Origin of the sequence: Paenibacillus sp. FSL R7-0189, from assembly GCF_037969925.1 — a bacterium.
GTDB lineage: Bacteria > Bacillota > Bacilli > Paenibacillales > Paenibacillaceae > Paenibacillus_AQ > Paenibacillus_AQ odorifer.
On sequence record NZ_CP150223.1, the window covers coordinates 4,042,912 to 4,068,492 of the forward strand.

The 25,581-nt window shown below is 46.0% G+C and carries 21 protein-coding genes and 1 other RNA gene; 20 read left to right on the plus strand and 2 right to left on the minus strand.

Annotated elements, in window-relative coordinates:
- Nucleotides 1–140 precede the first annotated feature (140 nt).
- From yqfC to rnpB, 19 genes are all read left to right on the plus strand, one after another.
- Complete coding sequence (gene yqfC, locus MKY63_RS17510; RefSeq protein ID WP_036683844.1) at nt 141–434, plus strand: sporulation protein YqfC; 294 nt, start codon at nt 141–143, stop codon at nt 432–434.
- Nucleotides 431–1,612: a sporulation protein YqfD gene (gene yqfD, locus MKY63_RS17515; protein WP_036683842.1), complete on the plus strand. Its 1,182-nt coding sequence runs from the start codon at nt 431–433 to the stop codon at nt 1,610–1,612. The genes yqfC and yqfD overlap by 4 nt, the downstream gene beginning before the upstream one ends.
- A 15-nt stretch (nt 1,613–1,627) precedes the next feature.
- Entirely contained in the window at nt 1,628–2,599 is a 972-nt protein-coding gene (locus tag MKY63_RS17520; protein ID WP_036683834.1) for a PhoH family protein, read from the plus strand.
- A 14-nt stretch (nt 2,600–2,613) separates the two neighbouring features.
- The gene (locus MKY63_RS17525; RefSeq protein ID WP_036683831.1) at nt 2,614–4,869 is read left to right on the plus strand and encodes an HDIG domain-containing metalloprotein; all 2,256 of its coding nucleotides are present in this window, start codon (nt 2,614–2,616) and stop codon (nt 4,867–4,869) included.
- On the plus strand, nt 4,866–5,363 hold the full coding sequence (gene ybeY / locus MKY63_RS17530; protein ID WP_036683829.1) for an rRNA maturation RNase YbeY: 498 nt from the start codon (nt 4,866–4,868) through the stop codon (nt 5,361–5,363). The genes MKY63_RS17525 and ybeY overlap by 4 nt, the downstream gene beginning before the upstream one ends.
- Before the next feature lie 68 nt (nt 5,364–5,431).
- Nucleotides 5,432–5,758 (plus strand): diacylglycerol kinase family protein, encoded by a 327-nt coding sequence (locus MKY63_RS17535; protein ID WP_339809442.1) that lies wholly within the window; start codon nt 5,432–5,434, stop codon nt 5,756–5,758.
- A 305-nt stretch (nt 5,759–6,063) separates the two neighbouring features.
- Nucleotides 6,064–6,483, plus strand: a complete 420-nt coding sequence (locus tag MKY63_RS17540; RefSeq protein ID WP_036683825.1) for a cytidine deaminase — start codon at nt 6,064–6,066, stop codon at nt 6,481–6,483.
- Between the two features lie 674 nt (nt 6,484–7,157).
- Complete coding sequence (gene era, locus MKY63_RS17545; RefSeq protein ID WP_036683823.1) at nt 7,158–8,051, plus strand: GTPase Era; 894 nt, start codon at nt 7,158–7,160, stop codon at nt 8,049–8,051.
- 113 nt (nt 8,052–8,164) lie between these two features.
- Nucleotides 8,165–8,308 (plus strand): YqzL family protein, encoded by a 144-nt coding sequence (locus MKY63_RS17550; RefSeq protein WP_076098533.1) that lies wholly within the window; start codon nt 8,165–8,167, stop codon nt 8,306–8,308.
- 36 nt (nt 8,309–8,344) lie between these two features.
- A complete protein-coding gene (gene recO / locus MKY63_RS17555) occupies nt 8,345–9,100 on the plus strand; it encodes a DNA repair protein RecO (protein WP_036683821.1) in 756 nt (251 codons plus the stop codon).
- Between the two features lie 420 nt (nt 9,101–9,520).
- Complete coding sequence (gene glyQ, locus MKY63_RS17560; RefSeq protein ID WP_036683820.1) at nt 9,521–10,408, plus strand: glycine--tRNA ligase subunit alpha; 888 nt, start codon at nt 9,521–9,523, stop codon at nt 10,406–10,408.
- Complete coding sequence (glyS, locus tag MKY63_RS17565) at nt 10,401–12,476, plus strand: glycine--tRNA ligase subunit beta (protein ID WP_036683816.1); 2,076 nt, start codon at nt 10,401–10,403, stop codon at nt 12,474–12,476. The genes glyQ and glyS overlap by 8 nt, the downstream gene beginning before the upstream one ends.
- A gap of 162 nt (nt 12,477–12,638) precedes the next feature.
- Nucleotides 12,639–13,112, plus strand: coding sequence for a DUF188 domain-containing protein (locus MKY63_RS17570; RefSeq protein ID WP_036683807.1), 474 nt, complete (start codon nt 12,639–12,641; stop codon nt 13,110–13,112).
- Between the two features lie 45 nt (nt 13,113–13,157).
- The gene (gene dnaG / locus MKY63_RS17575) at nt 13,158–14,978 is read left to right on the plus strand and encodes a DNA primase (protein WP_036683805.1); all 1,821 of its coding nucleotides are present in this window, start codon (nt 13,158–13,160) and stop codon (nt 14,976–14,978) included.
- A 40-nt stretch (nt 14,979–15,018) separates the two neighbouring features.
- Nucleotides 15,019–16,152 carry an RNA polymerase sigma factor RpoD gene (gene rpoD, locus MKY63_RS17580; RefSeq protein ID WP_036683799.1) on the plus strand — a complete coding sequence of 378 codons (1,134 nt, stop codon included), beginning with the start codon at nt 15,019–15,021 and terminating at the stop codon, nt 16,150–16,152.
- Between the two features lie 110 nt (nt 16,153–16,262).
- Nucleotides 16,263–17,087, plus strand: a complete 825-nt coding sequence (locus MKY63_RS17585) for a hypothetical protein (protein WP_076141828.1) — start codon at nt 16,263–16,265, stop codon at nt 17,085–17,087.
- A gap of 5 nt (nt 17,088–17,092) precedes the next feature.
- Complete coding sequence (locus MKY63_RS17590; RefSeq protein ID WP_076213990.1) at nt 17,093–17,863, plus strand: class I SAM-dependent methyltransferase; 771 nt, start codon at nt 17,093–17,095, stop codon at nt 17,861–17,863.
- Entirely contained in the window at nt 17,839–18,954 is a 1,116-nt protein-coding gene (locus MKY63_RS17595; protein ID WP_036683794.1) for a Nif3-like dinuclear metal center hexameric protein, read from the plus strand. The genes MKY63_RS17590 and MKY63_RS17595 overlap by 25 nt, the downstream gene beginning before the upstream one ends.
- Nucleotides 18,955–19,018: 64 nt before the next feature.
- Nucleotides 19,019–19,421, plus strand: an RNA gene (gene rnpB, locus MKY63_RS17600) — RNase P RNA component class A.
- Nucleotides 19,422–20,730: 1,309 nt separating this feature from the next.
- Here rnpB and MKY63_RS17605 read toward each other — a convergent pair.
- Entirely contained in the window at nt 20,731–21,951 is a 1,221-nt protein-coding gene (locus MKY63_RS17605; RefSeq protein ID WP_038572889.1) for a PLP-dependent aminotransferase family protein, read from the minus strand.
- 93 nt (nt 21,952–22,044) lie between these two features.
- On the opposite strand from MKY63_RS17605, the gene MKY63_RS17610 reads away from it, so the two are divergent.
- Nucleotides 22,045–23,475: a PLP-dependent aminotransferase family protein gene (locus tag MKY63_RS17610; protein ID WP_076275674.1), complete on the plus strand. Its 1,431-nt coding sequence runs from the start codon at nt 22,045–22,047 to the stop codon at nt 23,473–23,475.
- Between the two features lie 5 nt (nt 23,476–23,480).
- Here the strand turns inward: MKY63_RS17610 and MKY63_RS17615 are convergent, their stop codons facing one another.
- A complete protein-coding gene (locus MKY63_RS17615; protein WP_076213929.1) occupies nt 23,481–25,415 on the minus strand; it encodes a S8 family peptidase in 1,935 nt (644 codons plus the stop codon).
- Nucleotides 25,416–25,581: the final 166 nt, after the last annotated feature.

Genomic DNA, 25,581 nt, shown 5'->3' on the forward strand with positions numbered 1-25,581 from the left:
GTTTCCTATCTTTACGATAGGTTGCCGGGGCTTTTTTTGCTTTTTTCACACTAGAAGGGTCCTCCTTTGTTACTTCTTCTCATAAAAAAAAGCGTTGCCGCATAAGGTGTACAGAAGGCAGGAAGGGGGAACGTCTACTTATGACCCGTATTGGCCGCAGGCTGCGGGGATGGACAAACGGGGTACTGGATCTACCACAGGACTTATTACAGGAAATGCCCCGGATCACCCTGATCGGCAATAAGGAACTGCATATTGAGAACCATCGCGGCGTGCTGCATTTTTCCTCTGGTCAGCTTAAGCTCGCGTTAGCTAAAGGATCGCTTGAAATCACAGGCGAGGGACTTGTCATCCGAAATATTCTAGGCCAGGAATTGGCTGTAGAAGGCGTTATCGGGGAGATCAGATATAACGAAAGCGAGGAGAGATCATGAAGGAGCCACCTCTGTCATCACTGCGGGGGTTCGTTACACTGCATGTGACGGGACCTCAGGTGGAGCGATTTATTAATTTCATTTCTGAAGCAGGAATCATGATTTGGGATGTGAGGCCCGCTGAGGGCGGCGCTTCCCTTAAGCTGCTTCTGGATGATTTTTATGTCCTCCGGCCGATTTTAAAAAAGACAGGCTGTCGTATGCACGTTACCGGTAGAAGCGGACTTCCATTTCTTATGGCACGGCTGTGGAAAAGGAAATTTTTTGGCATAGGTATTTTAATGTTTGGAATTACACTTTTTATGTTATCTACGATGGTATGGAGTATTAGAGTCGAAGGAAATGAAAAGATTGCCTCTGAGGATATATTGGCTGCTGCTCGCCAGGAGGGGGTGTACCCTTTTCAGTGGATATGGCGTCTGGAGGAGCCGGACAAGCTCTCTAAGGGGCTGCTGGCCCATTTACCGGGTGTTTCTTGGATAGGGCTGCAACGGACGGGGACGAGCATCAAAATTCAGGTTGTAGAGGCTAAACAGCCCGACATCAAACCTTTGCTTAGCCAGCGCCATTTAATTAGCCGAACAGATGCGGTGGTAACAGAAATATATGCGGAACAGGGCAGACCGGTAGTTGCGCGTAATTCGCGTGTGAAAAAAGGAGATATCCTGATTTCCGGTGCTCTTGGAGACGAAGAAAATGTAGAGTATGTGGTAGCCAAGGGTGAGGTTAAGGGCTTGGTTTGGCATGAGTACAATATCGAGGTCCCTCTTAAAACAACAAATAGTACCTATACTGGGGAGCGTAAGGATCGCACTTATCTTGTGTTGGGGAAATGGGCTATTCAGCTGTGGGGTTATGGCAAATCCGCCTTTGAGAATTCAAAGACGCTCACAGAGCATGATCCGCTGTCTTGGCGCTCTATTGAGCTGCCGCTGGGCCTGATGACTGAGAAAGAAATGGAGATCAATGAAACAAAGGATACGATAACTCCAGAAGCCGGAGTTGCGAGGGGGATTGAGCGGGCTAAGAATGATATTTTAGCTCGATATGGTGTTGATAGCGTCATCAAAAGTCAAAAAGTTTTGCATGAGAAGAAAGAGAATGGTAAAGTTTATATGAAAGTGATCTTTGAAGTAGAAGAAAAAATTTCCGAAGAACTGCCAATAGTAAACAATTGAGGAGAATGAGGCTACTTGTCAGAACAGACTGCAAGCATTCGTATATCTTTGCAAAATGCGGGAGAAGCGCAATCGCTGTTTGGCCCGCAGGATGGATTCTTAAAAATCATCGAGAGTGAAATTCCCGCCATTATTGATTCGCGTGAAGCTGAGCTAACGATTCGTGGAGCTGAGCGGGAAGTAGACATGCTGGGGCAATTGTTTAATGTGCTACTGTCCCTCATTCGTAGCGGTTACATACTTACTGAACGTGATGTGCAGTACGCTGTGGAACTGGCGAAAGATTTTCGTGCTGATCAATTGCTCGATTTGTTCAAAGGAGAAATTACTACAACTTTTCGCGGAAAGCCTATCCGTGTCAAAACGGTCGGCCAGAAGCATTATGTGACAACGATCAAGAAGCGTGATATTGTATTCGGAATCGGTCCTGCAGGAACGGGGAAGACCTACTTGGCAGTGGTGCTTGCAGTTACGGCACTGAAAGAGGGTTCGGTTAAGCGTATTGTTCTTACGCGTCCCGCAGTAGAAGCAGGAGAGAGTCTAGGATTCCTTCCAGGGGATTTGCAAGAAAAGGTAGATCCATATCTGCGTCCGCTTTATGATGCGTTATACGACGTTATGGGACCCGATCAGGTGGCTAAGGCGCTTGAACGGGGATTGATTGAGATTGCTCCGCTGGCTTATATGCGCGGACGTACACTGGATGATTCATTTATCATCCTGGATGAAGCACAGAATACCACACCTGAGCAAATGAAAATGTTCCTGACTCGACTCGGCTTCGGGTCCAAAATGGTGATTACAGGTGACGTTACCCAGATTGACCTGCCCCGCGGCAAGAAATCCGGTTTGATTGAAGCCAAAGCGATTTTATCCGGCATAGAAGAACTTGGCTTTGTCTACTTCGCGGAACAGGATGTTGTACGGCATTCCCTGGTGCAGAAAATTATCGTTGCCTATGACCGCTCTGCCGAAAACCTCCAATAAAGGGGATTGTCTTCATGGCTTCAAAGCAACCATCTAAATTAAGCGGATTTGTATATACGAACAACGGATGGAAGTATAGCGCAGTGACACGCTATGCTCTTTTCCTGTTACTCGGCCTAGTGTTCTACTTCAGCTTGTCGCCAGAATTGCTACCTAAGAAATATGATATTAAAGAGAATACTTACAGTGCAAAGGAAATAACGGCACCGAAACAAATTAAGGACACCAAAGCTACGTTAAAGGCGGCTGAGGAAGCGGCTGAAAGCGTATCTCCCAAGTACAAAATTATCCCGATGAGGGCGGACAACCTTGTGACCTCACTGCTGGACCGGATAGATCGCCTCAATCAGGATGATCTGATTTCGCAAAGCGATAAGACGGGGATTTATCGTGATGAGATTCCGCAGAGAGCCAGCGACTTCATCTTGAATTTCGTAGCTTCCAATCGAGGCAGCGCTACTTATTCAGATCACCTTCTGGATGAAATGCAATCTGTCATCAAAGAGCAGACCTATGTCATTCCGGAAGAGACTTACATTAAGATTCCGCGCCTGACCTCTCAGGACATTATCGAGATGAAGCCTGTCGCCCGAGATATTGTAACTAGGCTGATGAATGATCAGATTACGGATGCGCAGACTGCTCGCGCCAAGGTAGCGGAACAGGTCAGTATTAGTTCTCTAAGCCAGCGTACAGCGCGTGAGGTTGTTCAGGAGCTTGTACGTCTTGTGATCACAAGTAACAAGTTCTACGATGAGGATGCTACCAAGGAAGCGAAGGTACAAGCCCGGGAGAACACACCTGATGTGTTCATCGAGCAAGGGGACACGCTTGTTGCTAAGGGGCAGCTAATTACTCCAGAGCTCTACACTCTTTTGGATGAGAATGGTCTACTAAGCAATGAGGTGAATTACTGGCCCCAATTAGGCCTATTGATACTCTCTGCGATGCTTTCCGTCGGTTTGCTTGCGTTCATTCGTTATTCTGGCGGTACCTCAGGCTTTAAGTACAACAATTCTCAGCTATTGATGCTGGTGCTTGTATTTGTTATAACTATTATCTCTATGCGGTTGGCCGCTGTTTTGCAGACCGATGTCCGATCTTATATCGGATTCCTGGCACCGGTGGCGATTGGCGCAATGTTAATTGCAATGCTTCTGGACATGCCTTTGGCCTATTTCTGCTCCATTCTATTCAGTGTACTGGCAAGTGTTATTTTGAATGTGCAGCAGAACTCAATCTTTGATTTTAACTTTGGTTTCTTTGCCATTGTGGTTTCTTACGTGGCTATCTTTGCGACTCACCGTGCGGGTCAACGCTCCACGCTCCTTAAAGGCGGGATTATGGTATCGCTTTTTGGCTGTCTGACAGTCTTTATGCAGATACTGCTAGGTGGAGGGGCATGGAAAGAGGTAGGTACCTTGTATTCGGTTGGTTTTGCTTTTGCAGGGGGGCTATTGACGGCTGTGCTTGTGATTGGGCTAATGCCTTTCTTCGAAGCAACCTTTGGTATTCTATCAGCATTGAAGCTGGTAGAATTGTCTAATCCAAACCACCCGCTGCTGCGCAAGCTGCTTACCGAAACCCCGGGAACCTATCACCATAGTGTAATGGTAGGTAACCTGTCGGAGGCTGCCGCGGAAGCAATTGGAGCAGATGGCTTATTATGCCGGGTAGGATCGTATTATCATGATATTGGCAAAACAAAACGTCCGTTTTATTTTATCGAGAATCAGAATAATATGGAAAACCCACATGACTCTATTGAACCGAAGCTTAGTAAATCTATCATCGTTGCCCACGCCCGTGACGGGGTGGAAATGCAACGAGAATATAAGCTGCCAAAACCAATCCGTGACATTGCGGAGCAGCATCATGGAACAACGTTCCTGCATTATTTTTACCATAAGGCACTGAAGCTGGCTGAAGAAAAAGGTGTCGAGGCTGATTTTACCGAGGAAGATTTCCGTTATCCTGGACCGAAAGCCCAGTCGAAGGAAGCAGCCGTTGTGGGGATTGCCGACAGTGTCGAGGCTGCAGTGAGATCATTGCGTAAGCCAACTGTTCTGCAGGTGGAAACGATGATTGAGAAGATTATTAAAAGTCGACTGGATGATCATCAGTTTGACGAATGTGATTTGACGATTAAAGAATTGGATATTATTGCACGGACTCTGAAGGAGACGGTTATGGGAATTTTCCATTCACGGATCGAATACCCAGAAGATGTGCGTAAGCCGAAAAAAGAGGAAGGGGCACCTAACCCATGAGTTTGGAGATCGTTTGGGATAACGAGCAAGAAGAATACGAGATAAAGGACGATCTCATTACGCTGCTGGAGAGTATTTTGCAAAAAGCAGGTGAAGCGGAAGGGATCGATCGGGGCGAGGTAGCTCTTACTTTTGTCGATAACGCTCGTATACATGAGTTGAATTTAGAATATCGGGGAATTGACCGTCCGACGGACGTGCTTTCTTTTGCTATGAATGAAAGCGGAGAGGACGAGCTGGACATTATATACGAGGTAGAGGAAGGCGAGGCGCTGGAAGATGTCCCAGACGTACTTGGGGATATAATCATTTCCGTAACTCGTGCGCAGGAGCAGGCGCTGGAATACGGTCATTCACTGGAACGAGAGCTTGGTTTTCTTTTTGTTCACGGATTTCTGCATTTGTTAGGATATGATCATCAGGATGAAGCCTCAGAAGCAGAAATGATGTCCAAGCAAGAAAAAGTACTATCTCAGGTTGGGTTGACGCGCTAATGGTGAAGAACACGGCGGTAGGGCACAAGAAGTTCTGGCACTCTTTTCGGTTTGCATCGCAAGGCTTAGTGTCGGCATTCAAATCCGAGCTTAACATGAAGGTGCATTGCTGTTTAGCGGTGGTTGTGCTAGTTGCCGCTGCCGTGTTCAGACTTCCGCTGGCCAGTTGGATGTTGCTGCTGTTCTCGATCACGCTTGTCCTAACTGCCGAACTGCTCAATACGGCAATTGAAGCGACGGTTGATCTGATCTCGCCAGAGATTCATCCACTGGCTAAGAGAGCAAAAGATACCGCCGCAGGAGCTGTGCTTCTCACGGCGGTGTTTGCTGTCTTAGTCGGGATCTATGTTTTTTACCAGCCTGTGATGGACTGGATTAGCGGACTTATGTCATAATCAGGATACAAAATCAATTCAGGGGAGAGGCGGACCCGCGTTTTGCGATTCCGCCTCTTTCGTTACTGAATAATTTTGAAGTGAGTTATGTACCCGAATATATCTGATGAAGTACGCTGATAAAATTTAGTGCATGCTGAGAAAATAACGATAAACGAAACTAATTAGATGCTTACGAAGTGAGTTTTGTTGAAGTGATAACAGGAAGTTACGATAAACAAAACAGAGCGTATGCTTACGAAGTGAGTTTTGTGCGAAGAAAAATCAACGAAGTCAATACTCACAAAACTTTAGGAGGACAAAATATGGATTCTACTCTTCTTATGCAAGAGGCGATTAAAGCACGAGCTAAAGCTTACATTCCATATTCCCGATTCGGAGTGGGAGCTGCCCTTCTTGATCAGGATGGTCATATTCACCACGGCTGTAATGTGGAAAATGCTGCTTTTGGCCCAACCAACTGTGCGGAACGGACAGCATTATTCCGTGCGATTGCGGATGGACATGCTGTTGGTTCTTTTAAAGCAATTGCCGTAGTAGCTGACTCTGACGGCCCCGTTTCACCTTGCGGTGTGTGCCGGCAAGTAATGATTGAGTTGTGTTCACCAGATATGAAGGTTATTCTTGGAAACATGAAGGGTGATATCGTTGAGACTACGGTGGGAGAATTGCTTCCAGGCGCTTTTGGTCCCGTAGATCTAAAGCAAGGACAAGCTTCAGAATAAAATGAGGTTTTGATTTAATGCCTGTGCCCGTATAAAGGCAAATTAGGCATAGTTAGACGAAGGTTGCTACTTTAATTGCACAATGTACAGTTAAATTGCTACTCTTTCCCACAAAAATGAATTTAGTTGCAGATAGTACAATTAAATTTATGATAAAGTCCATATTAGGCTCTTAAGACAGGATTTAATTGCACAGAATACAACTAAAGCACCAAAACATAAACTCAAACTAAAATTAGTTGTACAAAATACAATTAAAAGTGTTCTAGTTCTACCAAGTTAGGCTAAACTGGTGCAAACTATGTGTTATTAGAGTAATATTACGAGGTAAGCGCCGCGGCAAAAGCCGCCAGCGATTCTTTGCCCATCGTAACTTGAAACCCTGCCTGTAAGCTGCATCTCAGTAATTTTTCTCCATGGTGAGCTTAATGCGAACCGTGTTAATAAGCGACAGTGAAGCGTGTCCCCAACAGGGGACAAAAGCGCTCATGCACAACCGTCCCTCTAATCCGGTCGAACGTTGCAGGTACGCCTATTTTCGGGTGTCCAGAGGGTCGGGGCCCTTGGGGTCCCCCTTGGCTGAGGGAGATTCAGGGGGAGCGAAAAAGCTTTTAAAAAAAGATTGAATGATTGAAAAAGATTGAACTAGAAGGTAAGTATGGAAGGAAGATAATATGAAATTCAAATCAGGCTTTGTCGCAATTATCGGCAGACCAAACGTAGGTAAATCAACACTCATGAATCAGGTCATTGGCCAGAAGATTGCCATCATGTCGGATAAGCCACAGACAACCAGAAACAAAATTCATGGTGTTTACACAACAAACACTTCACAAATCGTATTCCTGGACACACCGGGGATTCATAAAAGACAGTCCAAGCTAGGCGACTACATGAACCAGACTGCAATGAGTACACTGGGTGAAGTAGAAGCTGTGTTATTCCTTGTGGATGCGTCAGAGGGCTTGGGCGGTGGAGACCGTTACATTGCCGAGCAATTAAATGGTCTGAAGACACCGGTGATTCTGGTGCTCAACAAGATCGATAAAATAGAGCCGGAAGCTTTGCTCCCGCTTATGGCCCAATATAACAAGCTGCATGATTTTGCCGAAATTATTCCGATTTCTGCGAAGATGGGCAGCAATGTTAACACGCTGTTAGAGCAGGTTGCCAAGTACTTGCCGGAAGGCCCTCAGTATTATCCGGAAGATCAAATCACGGATCACCCCGAGCAATTTGTCTGCGCGGAATTAATCCGGGAGAAAATTCTGCATTTGACTCGTGAAGAAGTGCCGCACTCTATTGCTGTAGCCATCGAAGATATGAAGGTTGAGCCTAATGGAGTAGTACATGTTTCAGCTGTTATTTTTGTTGAGCGTGATTCCCAAAAGGGAATTATTATCGGCAAGCAAGGGGCAATGCTGAAAGAGGTCGGCAGACGGGCTCGGACAGATATTGAGAACCTGCTGGGTTCGAAGATTTTTCTGGAGCTATGGGTAAAAGTGAAAAAAGATTGGCGCAATCAGGACCGCGTTCTGCGGGATTTGGGCTTCCATAAAGACCTTTAAGTTAATTCCGTTATTCCTCGTTTGGTAGGAATTGCAAGGATAGAACCTGCTCCATCGCACCATCCTAATTCTTGATAAGAGACATCGTCTTTCCCAAGAAAGGATGAATACGAATGCGAAACTTTTCGTGGAAGTATTTTGCAATGACAGGAGACGTCGATGCTTACCTGCTGTATAAGGAAGCTGGCCATCCGCTTGAAGATAGTGGATTACAGCTAGTGGAGGAAGAGAAGGCCTGTGATGAAGAAGCGCAATAAGGACTGGTTGCTTGCCGAATGGTTGGGGGAAGAGGCATGCTACACAGGGTGGAAGGGATCGTCATCCGCAGCATGGACTACGGCGAGGGGAACGCAATTATTACGCTTTGCACCGAGAACGCGGGAAAAGTAGGGGTTCTGGTGCGTGGCGCAAAGAAGGTCAAAAGCCGCCATGCTGCATTGATCCAACTGTTCACCGTTGGGGAATTTGTTTTTTTTAGAAATAATGGAGGACTTGGGACACTGAATTCTGGCGAAATTACGAAGTCTCACCATCCGCTGCGTGAGGATTTGATCAAAGCTGCTTATGCGTCTTATGCGTGTGAACTGCTTGATCGTGTTCTGCATGATGAGGAAACGGGAAGCTTCTGGTTTCGCCAGCTTACGGCCTGTCTTAATGCACTTGAAGAGGACAAGGAACCCGGCGTTATCATAAATGTCTTTGAAATGAAAATCTTACAGGCAGCCGGTTATGGTCCTGAATTCGATTCTTGTGTAATTTGTGGTGCCGAGAAGCCGGATGATCAACTGCTGGTCAGCCCTCGCCTTGGAGGAGCACTGTGCCGCAGTTGTAAACATAATGACCCTCCAGCCATGGAGGTCTCTGCTCGTGCGTTGAAGCTGCTGCGATTATTCGCCAGACTTGACCTAACTAGACTAGGCAATGTGGATGTAAAGGAAAGCAGCCGGGATGAGCTGAAAAAAATTATGCGGGCCTTTATGGATGTACAACTCGGATTAAAGCTGAAGTCACAAAGTTTCCTAGACCAGCTCGACAAGTACAAGATTTGACGAAAGCTGATTTTTCCGTTACTATAGGATCAGTTTATTATATGATCGTCGTTATGCTCCAATTGGGGAGAGGCGTGCATTGATCGGGAAAGTAGTGGACTGTATTGTCGTTATTCAGCGAGCTGGGGGCAGTGGAAGCCTGGCGGGACAACGTTCATGAACATGGCACCCGGGAGTACGGATGCGGCGAATGAAAGTGGATTTCGTTCTTGTCTTGGCAGCAAACTTGCTCATACAAGGTATGAAATCAAGTAGGGTGGAACCGCGGGAGAATAAGTTAAGCTCTCGTCCCTATGTCTGTTAATCAGGCATGGGGGCGGGGGCTTTTTGTTGCTGTCAGGAGCTAAAAGTGCCGCCTCCATGGTAGAAAGTTTTAGGCAAGCTGTTGTAAAAAACTTGTAAAGCGAAGGAGACGGTATTATGAACTTCCAGCAGATGATTTTGACACTGCAGCAGTTCTGGGCTGAACAGAACTGTATCATCGTACAGCCTTATGACACAGAAAAAGGCGCCGGCACGATGAACCCTATGACTTTTTTACGCTCGCTAGGTCCTGAGCCTTGGAGAGTGGCTTACGTAGAGCCTTCACGTCGTCCCTCCGATGGTCGTTATGGAGAGAACCCGAACCGTCTGTATCAGCATCACCAATTCCAAGTAATCATCAAACCCTCACCAGATAACATTCAAGAGATCTATTTGGATAGCTTGAAAGCACTCGGTATTGATCCGCTCTTGCATGACATCCGTTTTGTAGAGGATAACTGGGAGAATCCGTCACTGGGCTGTGCAGGTCTGGGATGGGAAGTATGGCTGGACGGTATGGAGATCACTCAATTTACTTACTTCCAGCAGGTAGGTGGCATCGAAGCTAACCCTGTTGCTGTAGAAATCACTTACGGTATGGAGCGCTTAGCCTCTTACATTCAGGATAAAGAAAATGTGTTCGATCTTGAATGGGTAAGCGGTATGACTTATGGTGATGTTTTTCATCAGCCGGAGTTTGAGCATTCTACCTACACTTTTGAAGTATCGGATGTAAAAATGTTATTCTCGCTGTTCAACATGTATGAAGAGGAAGCGCGTAGAGCGATGGAGAAGCATCTTGTGTTCCCAGCCTACGATTATGTGTTGAAATGCTCACATAGCTTTAATCTACTCGATGCACGTGGAGCAATTAGTGTAACTGAACGGACTGGATTTATTACCCGAGTGCGTAATCTTGCCCGCTCCGTAGCGGCAACATATCTTGAGGAACGCGAGAAGCTTGGCTTCCCGCTGCTGAAGAAAGAAGGTGCTGACCGTGTCTAAAGATATCCTGTTTGAGATCGGTCTGGAGGAAATTCCTGCACGTTTTATCCGTGCTGCGATGGAACAGCTGCAGGATAGAATGTCCAAGTGGTTGGATTCTGCACGTATAAACCATGCTGGAGTTACTGCATATGCTACGCCGCGTCGTCTCGCTGTATTTGTTAAGGATGCGGCTGAGAAGCAAGAGGATATTAGTGAAGAGGTCAAAGGACCTTCACGCAAAATCGCGCTGGATGCTAACGGCGACTGGAGTAAAGCTGCACTAGGATTTGCCCGCAGTCAGGGTGTATCTCCAGAGCAATTTACGTTTAAAGAGCTAGCTGGCGTGGAATATATTTATGCCACAAAAAATAGTGCGGGTGTAGAGACTGCTTCTTTGCTCACAGAAGGACTTCTGGGTATTGTAAATGCGATGACTTTCCCGAAAAACATGCGCTGGGGAGCTTACGATTTTAAATTCGTTCGTCCGATTCGCTGGATGGTTGCTCTTTTTGGTAAAGAGATCATTGATTTGGAGATTACGGATGTAAAAGCGGGTAATGTGAGCCGTGGACATCGTTTTCTGGGTACAGAGACTGTAATCTCGGAGCCTGCACAATATGTGGAGAGCATGCGTGCGCAGCATGTACTTGTGGATGTGAAGGAACGGGAAACGCTCATCCTGGATCAAATCAACAAATTGGCTGAAGAGAAAAGCTGGACAATTGCGATTAAAGAAGATCTTTTGGAAGAAGTACTGTTCTTGGTAGAAACACCAACCGTGCTCTTTGGAACCTTTGATCCATCTTTCTTAGAGATTCCTCAGGATGTGCTGATTACCTCGATGCGTGAGCATCAGCGTTATTTCCCTATTTTTGATGCAGCTGGCAAACTGCTGCCATTCTTCGTAACGGTACGTAACGGGAATGCAGAATCCTTGGATGTTATCGCTAAGGGAAATGAAAAAGTGCTTCGTGCTCGTCTATCAGATGCCAAATTCTTCTATCAAGAAGATCAAAAGATGAAGATTGACGATGCGTTAGCCAAGCTTGAGAACATTGTTTACCATGAAGATTTGGGAAGCGTAGGGGATAAGGTGCGCCGTATTCGCCAAATCTCTGATCGTCTGGCTGTGAAGCTTGGACTGTCAGCTACTGCTGTGTCCGAAGTAAGTCGCACTGCGGATATTTGTAAATTTGATCTTGTAACTCAAATGGTTTATGAATTTCCTGAGCTGCAAGGAACAATGGGTGAAGATTATGCACGTAAAGCAGGCGAGCCTGAGACTGTGGCAAAAGCGATCTTCGAGCATTATCAGCCACGATTTGCAGGAGATGCTGTACCTTCAACAGAAGCGGGTTCAGTAGTCAGCATAGCAGACAAAATTGATACGATTGTTGGCTGCTTCTCCATCGGCATCATCCCGACAGGATCTCAGGATCCATATGCGCTGCGCCGTCAGGCTGCAGGAATTGTTCAAATTGTGCTTGAGCATAAATTGCCAATTACGCTGCGTGAAATTTTTGAAGCGGCGATTGAAATTCATGAAAATTCAGGAAATACGAAACATTCTGGAGATGAACTACGTATAAACCTGTACGAGTTCTTCGGTCTGCGTGTAAAACGTCTTTTATCTGACAATGTACGCTATGATGTTGTGGACGCTGTTACAGCGGCTGGTTTTGACGACGTAGTAGATGTTGTGGGCAGAAGTCGTGCTCTTATGGCTGCTGTGTCCGACCAAGCAGATTTCAAGATTACCGTGGATTCGCTTACTCGTGTCAGTAATTTGGCAAGTAAAGCAACTAGTGAAGTGATTGATCCTGCTTTACTTAAAGAAGATGCCGAAATGCAGCTTTTCAATACATGGCAGGAGCTTCACACACCTTACCTTGAAGCTATGGCGGCAAAAAATGCCGAAGAAGCACTTCGGATTCTTTCGGGTCTAAAAGACGCCGTTACAACATTTTTTGATTCCGTTATGGTTATGGCTGAGGACGAGCAAGTGCGTGCTAACCGTTTGGCTCTGCTTGCTGGTATTGATGCTGACTCCAAGTCGTTCGCTGATTTCGCGAAGCTTGTCTGGTAATTTTAATCAAGAAAATTTGAATCTTATGGTATAGAATGTTGGTTTGGGGTATAAATATACGGAACGGTGCCAATGCGTCATTTGACATCCGTTCCGTATTTATGCTTAGAAAGAAGGATTTCTTGCGGAGAGGGCGTATATATATTACACGGGAAATTGGTGATGATCATGGAGAAGTCCCAGTCTAGAACGATAGTGGTGGATGGGGATGCTTGTCCGGTCAAAAAAGAGATCGCTGAGGTAGGTCGCACCTTTGGTGTTCCGGTACTTATGGTATCTTCTTATGACCATGCACTGAAAGCTGAAGAGGGTGTAACGGTTGTGCAGGTGGATCGAGGAGATCAGAGTGCCGATCTATATATTGCCAATCATATTACTGCAGGAGATGTGGTACTGACTCAAGATTATGGTCTTGCGGCACTTGCACTAGGTAAACGATGCAGTGTGCTTTCATTTCGTGGTCAGGAATACGACAATTCCAAGATGGATTTTATGTTGGAGGGAAGACATGCCAGGGCCGTGGAACGAAGACGGGGACATTATTCCAAGGGTCCAAAACCCATAACGGCAGAAGAAAAAACTTATTTTCAACATAAACTGACAAAACTTTTAATACTTTTGCAGGAGAATGTGTAGCAATAGCGAATTATATTTATTTGTTAAGAGATGAAGGTGGTTGAAGTGGCTAGCGGACACGGCAATATTCCGGAAGAGGTTATCGAAAGCGTGCTTGCGCGTCATGATATAGTCGATACAGTCGGTAAGGTTGTTCATTTGTCCAAGCAGGGGAAATATTTATGGGGCCTCTGCCCGTTCCATTCGGAGAAAACCCCTTCCTTTACTGTTACCCCCGACCGGGGAGTATTTCATTGCTTTGGCTGCGGTATGGGTGGAAATGCCATCAAATTTAGGATGGAAATCGAAGGATTAACCTTCCCCGAAGCTGTCAGAATAATGGCTGAAGAAAGTGATATTCCCGTTCCAGAAGGTAAGGGAGGTATGATGTCTCCCCCTGATCCGGAACGCGACCGGTTGATTCAAGCTTATGAATGGTCGGCAAAGTTCTATCATTACTTGCTGAAGAATACGGAACACGGCAAAGCCGCTATGGACTATTTAAGAGGCCGGAACTTCAGTGATAAAATGATTGACCAGTTTCAGATCGGATATGCTCCGGACCGCTGGGATACTTTGCTGCAGTTTTTGGAGAAACGAAATTTTGACCTTGCGGAAATGGAGAAAGGCGGACTTCTGTCAGCCCGCGGTGAGGGCAAAGGCTATTTGGATCGTTTCCGTGGCCGGATTATTTTTCCGATTGCCAACCGTACAGGCAAGGTAATCGCATTCGCCGGAAGAATACTTGGAGAGGGTCAACCTAAGTATTTAAATTCTCCGGAGAGTAGATTGTTTAACAAAAGCCGGATATTGTACAATTTGCACCAGTCCAAAGCATCCATTCGCAAAACTCGACAAATCGTCCTGTTTGAAGGATACGGAGATGTCATCTCATCCTGGGAAGCGGGTGTGCATAACGGCGTAGCAACGATGGGAACGTCCTTGACGGAGGGTCATGTGGCACTTATGAAGAGCCTGGCTGATGAAATTATACTGTCTTACGACGGTGACCGGGCGGGACAAGCAGCAGCCATGAAGGCCATTCCGATGCTTGAAGGCAGCGGCCTGCGTGTAAAGATCGCCTTACTGCCAAGCGGGGTAGATCCGGATGAATTTATCTCCAAGCATGGAGGAGAAAGATTTAAAGATCAGGTTATTGATTCAGCAGTTTCATCCATAAAATTTAAGCTTATATATCTGAAAAAAAACCATATACTCCTAGAGGAAGATGGCAAAATCGCCTATGTCAAGGAAGCCTTAGAAGTTATTGCTTCACTGCATTCCTCAACAGAGCGAGAGGTTTATCTGAAGGAAATCGCTGCTGAACTCGAACTTTCATATGATAGTTTGAAGCAGGATTGTAATTTACTTAGGGCATCGATGCAAAAAAACATCCCTGAAGGGGATAATAACGACAAAAGGTGGAATAATGGTAGGCATAAAAAAGGGCAGGTGCAGACACCGACCTTACTACCCGCTTATCATGTCGCGGAACGGCGTCTATTGTCCTTTATGATTCAGGACCCGGAAGCCGCCACGTATGTGGGCGAACGCCTCGGAGAAGATTTCAACATCGTTGATCATGCGGCAATTGCTGCTTATCTATATGCCTATTACGCGCAAGGCAAACCACCCGGCATTAGTCGGTTTCTATCATCACTTCAGGATGATCGTCTGGAGAAAACTGCGACATCAATATCCATGATGGATACCCCTCCGGACTGGAATATGCAGGTTCTAGATGATTGTATTCGTGAAGTGCGGAAATACCCACTGCAACGCAAAATGGAACAGAAGCGTGAAGAGATGATTCAGGCTGAAAAGTCAGGTGACTTTTTGCGTGCGGCACAAATAGCAAGTGAGATTATAGCCCTAGAGAGACAATGACATGTTGACAGGATGTACCTAGGGAGGAGGGAGTCGAATTATGGCGAACGATCAGCATACTGAATTGGAAGCAGAATTTACTTTGGATCAGGTGAAGGATCAGCTCATTGAGCAAGGTAAGAAAAGATCATCATTAAATTACAAAGATATTATGGAGAAATTATCGCCGTTTGATCAAGACCCCGAGCAAATGGAGGAGTTCTACGAGCAACTCAGTGATTTGGGAATTGAGGTTGTAAACGAGAACGATGAAGAGGTTAACAGCCTCCGACCAAGTGAGGATAATGAGGATAAAGACAGCGATGATTTCAGCTTTGATGACGATCTGTCACTGCCACCAGGGATCAAGATTAATGACCCTGTCCGTATGTATCTAAAAGAAATCGGACGCGTTCCTTTGTTGTCGGCTGACGATGAAGTTGAGCTTGCTATGCGGATTAAGAATGGCGATGAAGAAGCTAAACGCCGTCTTGCAGAAGCGAACCTGCGTCTCGTAGTAAGTATCGCGAAACGTTATGTCGGACGCGGTATGCTGTTCCTGGATCTGATTCAGGAAGGTAATATGGGTCTGATCAAAGCAGTAGAGAAATTTGACCATAATAAGGGATTCAAATTTAGTACGTATGCTACTTGGTGGATTCGCCAGGCCATCACTCGTGCGATTGCGGATCAGGCGCGTACCATTCGTATTCCTGTACACATGGTGGAAACGATCAACAAGCTGATTCGGGTTTCTCGCCAATTGCTGCAAGAACTGGGACGCGAACCTTCCCCAGAGGAAATTGCGGCTGAGATGGAACTGACGGTTGAGAAAGTTAGAGAGATCATGAAGATTGCCCAAGAACCTGTATCCTTGGAAACACCAATTGGTGAAGAAGATGACTCTCATCTGGGAGATTTCATTGAGGATCAGGAAGCATTGGCTCCTGCGGATGCAGCGGCTTATGAACTCCTGAAGGAACAACTGGAGGATGTGCTGGACACGCTCACGGAGCGTGAAGAGAATGTACTTCGCCTGCGTTTTGGCCTTGATGATGGACGGACAAGAACGCTTGAAGAAGTCGGCAAGGTGTTTGGTGTTACCCGGGAACGGATTCGCCAGATCGAAGCCAAAGCATTGCGCAAACTTCGTCACCCTAGCCGCAGTAAACGGCTTAAGGATTTCCTTGAATAGTATTTCATGAACTGGACCTTCTGCTGCTCAGTGGCAGGAGGTTCTTTTATTTGAATTTACGCTGGTAAAAAATGTGTTGACCTTGTGTATCTGGAAAGAAGGATGAACCAGTGAATTTGGAAAAACGCGACATCATTATAAAAGAGATTCAGTATTGGAGAAAAAGCCGGTTGCTGCCAGAGCAGTATTGCGATTTCTTAACCAATCTGTATGACGATGAGGATGCGAATAAGGATAACAATCCAATTTCGCTGAGAAATTTACAGCAGGGAAGCATCAAAATTTGGCTGTTTTCTTTTGGAATTATTTCCTTGATTTTCTTGATTAGTCTTTATTTTAGCGTTTTTCCTTGGCCTTTGCAACTTGCAACCGCACTATCTGTATTAATTATTTGTTATGGATACTCCGCCGTTTATAAGGACCGGAACAATGTTATCAGTCTTATCCTAGCGGGGCTGGGCAGTGTTTTAACGCTTGGTTTTGGGCTATGGCTGATTGATTTGCATGATCTGGATCCTCAGCTCTGGAGGCCTATTCTAATTGGGTGCTGCGGCTTGTTATGGTGTATTTTGGGATTTTTACTCCGGATAGGTTTGTTGCAGTACTGTGGTTTTGCTTTTTGGGCATTACTGTATGCAGGGTTCTTCGGTGGAAGAAGCCCGGAGGCCTCTATATTTGAACTGGAGTTCCTATGGCTGCCATTGTGTGTGCTGATGGTATGGTTAAGCTGGCTTTTGCATCATAAGGTAAGCGGTGTTGCCAGTGTTTATTTTGCAGTGGGAGTATCGCTTTGGATCATGCCAGAGCTTGACGCTCTTTTATTAAGACAGGATTATCCGCAGTGGATTTCATTGATGCTGATCCTAAAGATTGCAGCAGGGTTAGCTTTGTTGTTCGGGTTTCGAAAAAAATGGATAACGTGGGTGGCAACATGAACAATGTGAAATTATCAGATCGGCTTCAGCAATTGCTGGAGCAAATTCCGCAAGGAAGCAGATTAGCAGATATTGGTTCCGATCATGCCTTGCTTCCTGTGGCCGCTGTCGAAAGCGGTAAGGCTGTGTTTGCAATTGCAGGTGAAGTAAACCCGGGTCCCTTTGATGCTGCTTGTAAGGGCGTTGCAGAGGCTGGACTAGGGAAGGTGATCTCGGTGCGCCGAGGAGACGGCCTTGAGGTTCTGGAACCTGGTGAAGTCAATTGTATCACGATTGCTGGCATGGGAGGCGCATTAATTGCCGCGATTCTGGACCGGGGTCAAAGCCAAGGTAAGCTAAAAGATGTTACAACCCTTTTACTTCAGCCGAATGTAGGCGAGGATATTTTGCGCCGCTGGTTATTAAATAATAAATGGGTACTCGTAGCTGAGAGAATTTTGGAAGAAGACGGGAAGCTATATGAAGTATTGACGGCTGTACCAGAAAATGCGGACGCTGGAATTACAAATGAAAGTGTATATCGTGACTTAACCTTGGGGGATTCCACTAAGGTCCTTGGGCAAGAGGCCTTGCTGCAAATGGGACCATGGTTGCTTCAAGCGCCAAATGCTGTGTTTTTTGTTAAGTGGCAGGGTGAGATTCAGAAATTGGAAGGCATTTTAACATCGTTGTCACGTTCAGAACTAGAATCTGCTGAGAATAAACGGAAACAGATTCAAGGTCAGATCAGGGAAATTACGGAGGTGCTACAATGTTTGCCAAGGGACAAACAGTAATTCAGTATATGGAGCAACTGGCTCCTAAGCATTTAGCTGAGGATTGGGACAAAATTGGCCTTCAACTGGGCACGCTGCAAAAAGAAATAACTAATGTATTAGTTGCTTTAGATGTGAATGATGAGGTAGTTGAAGAAGCGATTCGTCTAGGCTGCAATTTGATTATTGCGCATCATGCGATTATTTTCCGTCCATTGCAAGGAATCCAGACAGACACACCGACGGGCAAAATGTATGAAAAATTAATCAAGAATGACATTGCGGTGTACATCAGCCACACGAATCTGGATGTTACCGAGGGTGGAATGAATGATTGGATGGCTGAAGCTCTTGGCATAGAAAACGGAGTACCCATCAAAGACATTCATTCAGAGCAATTATCAAAGCTGGTAGTATTTGTGCCGAAGGATCATCATCAGAAGGTTCTGGATGCTATTCTGAATGCTGGAGCCGGTGCAATTGGCAACTATAGTCATTGCAGCTTCAATATCGAGGGATACGGTACTTTTATTCCAGGAGAAGGCACGGATCCTTATATCGGGGAAAAAGGTAAGATGGAACGTGCCGAGGAAATTCGTATTGAGACGATCGTCCCGCACTCCATCCGCAATAAAGTGGTGCAGGCTATGCTTAAGGCCCATCCTTATGAAGAGGTTGCCTATGATTTATATTCAATGGATCTTAAGGGCCGCAGCTTAGGACTTGGGCGGGTAGGAAAGCTCAAAGAGCCTACAACCCTTGGACAATTCGTGGAGACGGTAAAAAAAGGTCTGAAGGTAGACCATGTACGGGTTGTTGGTGATTTGGACCGTCCGATTCGTAAAGCCGCTGTTCTCGGTGGCTCGGGTGGAAAGTATTATAACAGTGCTATTTTCCGTGGTGCGGATGTCCTGGTTACTGGGGATCTGGATTATCATACAGTTCAGGATGCTGCGCTCGCCGGAATCACTCTGATTGATCCGGGACATAATGCGGAGAAGATCATGAAAGAGAAAGTAGCGGAGTGGATGGCTGGAAAATTGGCCGAGCATAAGTATGATACAGCTGTACATGCTTCGCAGGTGAATACGGAGCCATTTAAGTTCCTATAAAATTGCCATTTAATAATGCTTGTGCCAGACATGTGATGTCTGTATAATATATAATGTTGTTCGGAAAGTTTGACAGACAATCGCCGGTGACGTGAAGACGTCACGGGAGGAAAGTCCGGGCTCCATAAGGCAGGATGCTGGATAACGTCCAGTCGGCGCGAGCTGAAGGATAGTGCCACAGAAATGGACCGCCGATGGCCGCCTTAGGGCGGCACAGGCAAGGATGGAACCGAGGTGTAAGAGACCCCGAGGAACGCTGGTGACTTCGTTCCTGGTAAACCCCATCTGGAGCAAGACCTAATGAGACGCAGCTGAATAAGCAGCCTTAGCCTGAGGCGCGTCTAGGTTGGTCGCTGGAGCTGTGCAGTAATGTATGGCCTAGATAGATGATTGTCGCTTATGGTGGGAGGGTAGTTCCCGATCGAACCACGACGAGCACAGAACCCGGCTTACGGCAAACTTTCCTAACTGCAACGTTATAATAACAACACCATACAAACGGCGACGTATCCCGGTAACCCGGCTACGTCGCCTTTTTTGTTGCAAACAAATGCGGATAAGGCAAATATATAAAGCAGTGAATGCGTGAAAATGCAGGTGTTTAGTAACGTGATATGCAGAAATTGGATTTTTTAAAAGAATTGCTAGCCGCAGATGGGCTGATGGCTGATGGTTGATGAGCTGATGGTTGATGAGCTGATTGTTGATGGCTGATGGCTGATGGTTGATGACTGATGGCAGATGGCAGATGGCAGATGGCAGATGGTTGATGAGCTGATGGGCTGATGACTGGTGGTTGATGAGCTGATGGCTGATGGTTGATGGTTGATGACTGATGGCAGATGGCAGATGGTTGATGGGCTGATATGCTAACGGACCGAGATGCAGCTATTTGTGTATTTTATGCCTTTTTGGAGGAGTTTCGGACTGGAGAGCCGTTATTCGGCATAAACAGGGTGGATATCGGGCGTTTTGAATCCAATAGTGACTATGGAGTCCGATAGCAAACTAAATGAGCGGAATTGATGCAAATAAGAGCGCTGGGGTCCGATACGAACCTCCCGAACTCCCGAACTCAGAACTCCAGAACTCCAGAACTCCAGAACTCCAGAACTCCAGAACTCCAGAACTCCATAGTTACTTTGACGCCAGAATTAGATTAGTAGCTAGCAAACTGCGCAATGCGGAGCTTGGCTAATCTTCTGCGGGAAGATTGGAGTTAGTAGCAAAATATCAATTGTAACCTCTGGCTGTAACTTCGCTGTGAAATCGGATTAGTTGAATGGCAGATGTGTTGAGTAACTAAAGGATGTTTTTGGTGATGCCGACGGCGAAATGTGGGAATGCGATATGTGATGTGTAAAAATTGCTGAATGGGGAAATACGAAAATGAGATGTGTAGAGAGGCTGAAATGTGGAATGCGATATATGACGAGCAAAAATTGCTGAATGTGGAAATAGGAAAATGTGATCTGTAGAGGCGCTGAAATGTGGAAATCAGAAATATGACGTGTGAAAATCGCTGAATGTGAAATGTGAAGATACGAAATAAGCTGAGCAGAAACGCTCAATGTGGAATTGCGAAATGAGATTTGCAAAAATGCTAAAAGTAGAAATGCGAAAATTTGATTTGCAGAAATGCGTAAAGGTAACATTCTGCAAATGCGCAAAAGTGAAAACGCAGAAATCTGCTCACAAAAAATGGCTTCTCCGTCCAATAAAGGATGGAGAAGCCGTTTTAATTAGCTATCGTGGCTATTGATTATGAGCAGTTATTCACGACCGAACGATGTTTTGATTTTGCTGCCATTGAACCAATGCTTTCTCTAGACGTTGAACAGCAACAGGAACTAGTTCGGGTGGCGTATGCGTGAAGTTAAGGCGCATTTTGCTTTTGTGAGGCTCCGCTGAATAGAATACCTCTCCTGGAACAAACGCTACTCCGTTTTCCACTGCCAGCGGGAGTAATTCCTTAGTGTTAATCTCTTCGGAAAGTGTAAGCCATAGGAACATGCCGCCTCTTGGTTCAAGGAAATATGCTCCTTCCCAGTTATGTGATCTGAGCTCCGCGGACAGGAGCTTCATACGCGAATGATACTCTCTTGAGATGAGGCGGATATGCTGCTCAATATCAAAATGTAACAGCAGTTCATCTAAAGCACGCTGGTCGATGGTGCTGGAATGCAGATCGGCTGCTTGCTTCGCCTTGGCGATGGTCTTGATTAGTTCGGAATCGCCGATAATCCAACCCGTGCGCAGGGCAGGGGCGACGATTTTGGAGAAGGTCCCTGTGTAGACTACACAATAATCCCCGCCGAAGCTTCTATCGATGGAGGCTAGTGAGGGGGGATATAGAGTTTTATCTTCATCAAAGGTTATTTCTCCATAGGGATTGTCCTCTAGAATAAGAACACTGTAACGGCGGCAGATTTCAACCACCTGCTCGCGGCGCTCTTTACTCCAGGTTGCTCCAGACGGATTGTTGAAGGTCGGAACTGCGTAGAGCAGTTTTGGCCGATGTACCCGAATCTGCTCCTCCAATTGATCTGGCAGAATGCCATGTTCGTCGTTTGGTATCGTATGAATAGCAGCCCGGTAAGAACCGAGTACCTGTAGTGCTGCCAGATAGGTGGGCGCTTCCACAAAAACTGCATCGCCGGGATCCAGCAATATTTTGCATAACAGATCTATAGCTTGCTGTGAGCCTGTAGTCAGCACCATCTCAGAGGATGTAACCGGGATGCCTTGCCGGGTAAGTCTTTCAGCGATTTTGTCACGTAGTGGAGTAAAACCCTCGGTTAGCCCATATTGAAGCGCTGAGGTATCGCTGGAGAGCACACGATTATAGGCATCGCGTACGGCCTCCAAGGGAAACAAATCCTCCCCAGGCAGCCCGCCTGCAAGTGAAATGATGTCATTGCCCTGTGTAACTTTTAGAATCTCCCGAACTGCTGATGACCCTAGATGATTGGCTGCCGTTGAGTATTTGATATCCATAAATTAGTTCTCCACCTTTCGATTTGATGCTATCATAATAGGAGCGCTGTATAACAGTAAAGCGTTGAATATAACAGTGGAGGTGAAGGGTTCATGCATATCGATTTGAATCGCAGCGGCAGCAAAACTCTGCCCCATCAAATCAGTGAAACCCTCAGTCAGCGGATCTCATCAGGACTGCTTCAGCAAGGTGTCCGGCTGCCCTCCGTTAGAAGTCTAGCTATAACATTGAACGTGAGTCAGGTTACAGTGAGCAAGGCTTACGATATGCTTGAGAGACGAGGACTTATTTACTGCAGACAGGGCAAAGGCTGCTTTGTAGCCGATCCAACCCATAATAGACGTCACGAAGAGGGTTGCTGGCAGGATTTATATGATGATTATTTGCCGCGGGCTCAGCTTTGGCGGAATTTTGATGTTTCGGAAGTGAAATATCCCTTTCATTTAGCCGCCATCCACAGTGAGCTGCTGCCGCTTCACGATATCGGTGACACCTACACCTCCTTGGTCAAAGAGCAACCGGAGCTTATGGCAACCTACGGGAATTTTCAGGGAGATCTTGAGCTGCGGAATGTCATGAGAGAACATTTGAAATCGCGTGGGGTTTCACTCACTTCTTCCGATTTGATGATAACCAGCGGGACCCAGCAAGGCATTGATCTGGTGGCTCGTACATTTGTTGGTCCTGGAGATACAGTCTATCTTGAGGCGCCTAGCTATACTGGTGCTATTGATGTATTTGCGGGACGAGGTGCAGAGATGATTTTTGTACCTACGGATAGTGAAGGGATGCGGGTGGATGTTCTTACAAAAATGTGTGATCAAAGACCCCCAAAGCTAATTTATACCATCCCTACTTTTCAAAATCCAAGCGGCGTAACTATGAGCATCACAAGAAGGCAACGACTGCTGGAATTAGCGCGCAGCTACCGTTGCCTCATTGTTGAGGATGACCCATTTAGTGATTTATATTTCCATGCACCTCCACCCAGGGCGATTAAATCAATGGATCCCGATGGACATGTAGTCTATATGAAAAGCTTTAGCAAAGTACTTGCTCCTGGTTGCCGAATCGCCTGTGTAGCAGCAGAAGGAAATATTCTGTCCCGGCTGATCGCCGCTAAATCTGCGAGTGACCTAGGAAGTCCCTTGCTGACACAGAAGGCTGTATTACCCTTCATCGCTGAAAAATACGACGCCTACGCAGCACAGCTACGAATTACACTGCGTGGTCGTATGGAAAAGGCGGCGAAGCTTCTGAAGCTGTACGCGCCGCCTGGAGTGAACTATATGCTACCAGAGGGAGGACTTAATCTCTGGCTGGAGCTGCCCCCTTCTCCTGATATCGCAAGCCTGCATGACTTGGCGGAACAGGAGAGCATTTCTTTTTTACCCGGTGATGTCTGTTACTCTGCGGAAACGCCTTCCCGCCACATCCGTCTTTGCTATTCTCAAATGAAGGAACCGGAGATGGAGGAAGGGTTGCAGCGGTTTCTTCACTTACTTGGCCGGTTTTTGCAATGACACGGTTAAGGGGTGTTCTTTGTTCTTTGTTTTAATTGATTCATTTGCTGGCGTACATGTTGAGGGAAAAGCTGCAATGGGACTTGATTGCCGCTTGCCGCTTGTAGCGTTTTATAAATATCGACCTGACCCCAGCCAAAATATTTATCATGGCCGGAAGTTCCCAGATCCACAGCGTTTTTGGTCATAAGGTCCATAACTTCCTTATTCGTCAGATTAGGATTTAGTGAACGTACCAGACCCGCCAGCGCAGCGACATGGGGACTGGCCATTGACGTGCCGGATAAAGCGGCATATTGACTGTCCGGATAGGTGCTTGCGATGCTTTCTCCGGGTGCAGCGACATCAATATAATCGCCGTAGTTGGAGAAGGAGGCTTTTTCCCCTGAAGCATTTGTAGCAGCCACTGCAATCACTTCGGGATAAGCTGCAGGGTATCCAGGCCGCTCTGTATTATCATTGCCTGCTGCAGACACAAGCACGATGTCCCGGTCATAGGCGTATTTAATCGCATCATGAAGGAACTGAGAGTCGGCATAATTCCCTAAACTTAAGTTAATAACCTTTGCACCATTGTCAGCTGCCCATATGATACCTTCTGCTACGGAATAAGTCGTTCCGGCACCTGAGTTATCTAGCGCTTTTACAGGGAGGATCTTATTGTACCAGCTGATGCCAGCTACACCTTCCCCGTTGTTAACAAGTGCGCCAATGATTCCAGATACATGTGTACCGTGACCTACATCATCCTCGGGTGTGGAACCATTGGTAATGGCATTATAACCAGTTAAAAGCTTACCTTGTAAATCAGGATGATTAATCTGTACTCCCGTATCCACCACGGCCACAACCACTTCTTTGCTGCCTTTGGAAAGATTCCACCCTAGCTCGGTTTCAATCGCCGGGAGGTTCCATTGGTAAGTGGAGAATAACATGTCGTTAGGAGTGACAGTTCCTTCAGCGTTTTTAGTGATGGTATCATTGGTTAAATACATATAGTGAGGTTCCGTATATTCGGGATGCCATTTGTTGGTGAAATAGGATTTGAGCTGATAGTAGGTCATCTTCTCAGAGCGAAAGATATAGGCATATCCCAGCTTGCGTGGCTGCTTGCAGTGGATATCGGCGGTTATCGTCTGGAGCTGTCCTTGAGTCGGAGCATTTCCCTGAAAACGGACTACAATTTCATTCTCATAAAAATGGCTGGCATTTTCGTTATCATGGCCGGTCTTGACCGTAATGTCCTTTAAGTTATCGGTATGGACTGATTCCACATGGTATTTGCCTTCCTTAGGATACGGAATGAGACGCAGGTTCTTCAGCTGATGGTCTGCCACACGCCCAAGCACCTTTTGGTTGATAAGAGCAATAATCCCTACATTTTTCTGTTTGTTCCGCTGAGCGATAAAGTAATATTTTTCTTTACCGATTGTAAACGTTGGAGATTCATAGGATTGATGACCGTGGATTGCTGATTTTGCCGTTTTGAGATATTTTAGAAGCTGCTTGTTCTCCTGTTCGGTTCCTTTTGGAAAAGATGACTTAAAGGTCTCAGTCTTTTGTGTGCGAAAATCGATCCACATCAGCATGGAGATAAACCCGTGGTCTTGCTGCAATCGTTTCGCATACACTGATTTATCATGAATCGAAGACATCCCGTCTGTTTCAGACAGGAGTTTAGTTAAATGTCTACTGACATCGACTCTATTCAGATGATCTGTCGCCTCCACATCCTGGCTTAAGGAGGTTTTCTTTAATGTTTTTTCCTGAGAGGGATTTGGAGGTGAATGCAAAGCTGAAGTTGGAGCCGGATTCTGAACAGCGACTTTAGCGGCATCTCTGGTCGTCCCATTAGTGGCAGGCCGCAGGGCAAAGGTAAGTAACCCAACTGTAAAAGCTGCTGTAACCAAACCTGCAACTGTTAGATTTTTTCGTGACATGATTTCCGCTCCTCTATGCAATGTAATGTCTATAGGTTTAGAAGAGAGCGTATCTTTTATGCATCTTAGAAAAGGATACCTTCCTAACGTTTTTTATGATAATATCAGAGAGAATAAGTATCTCGAATTGTCTTCTTGATTTTGTAAGAGATACCTCATTAGATGT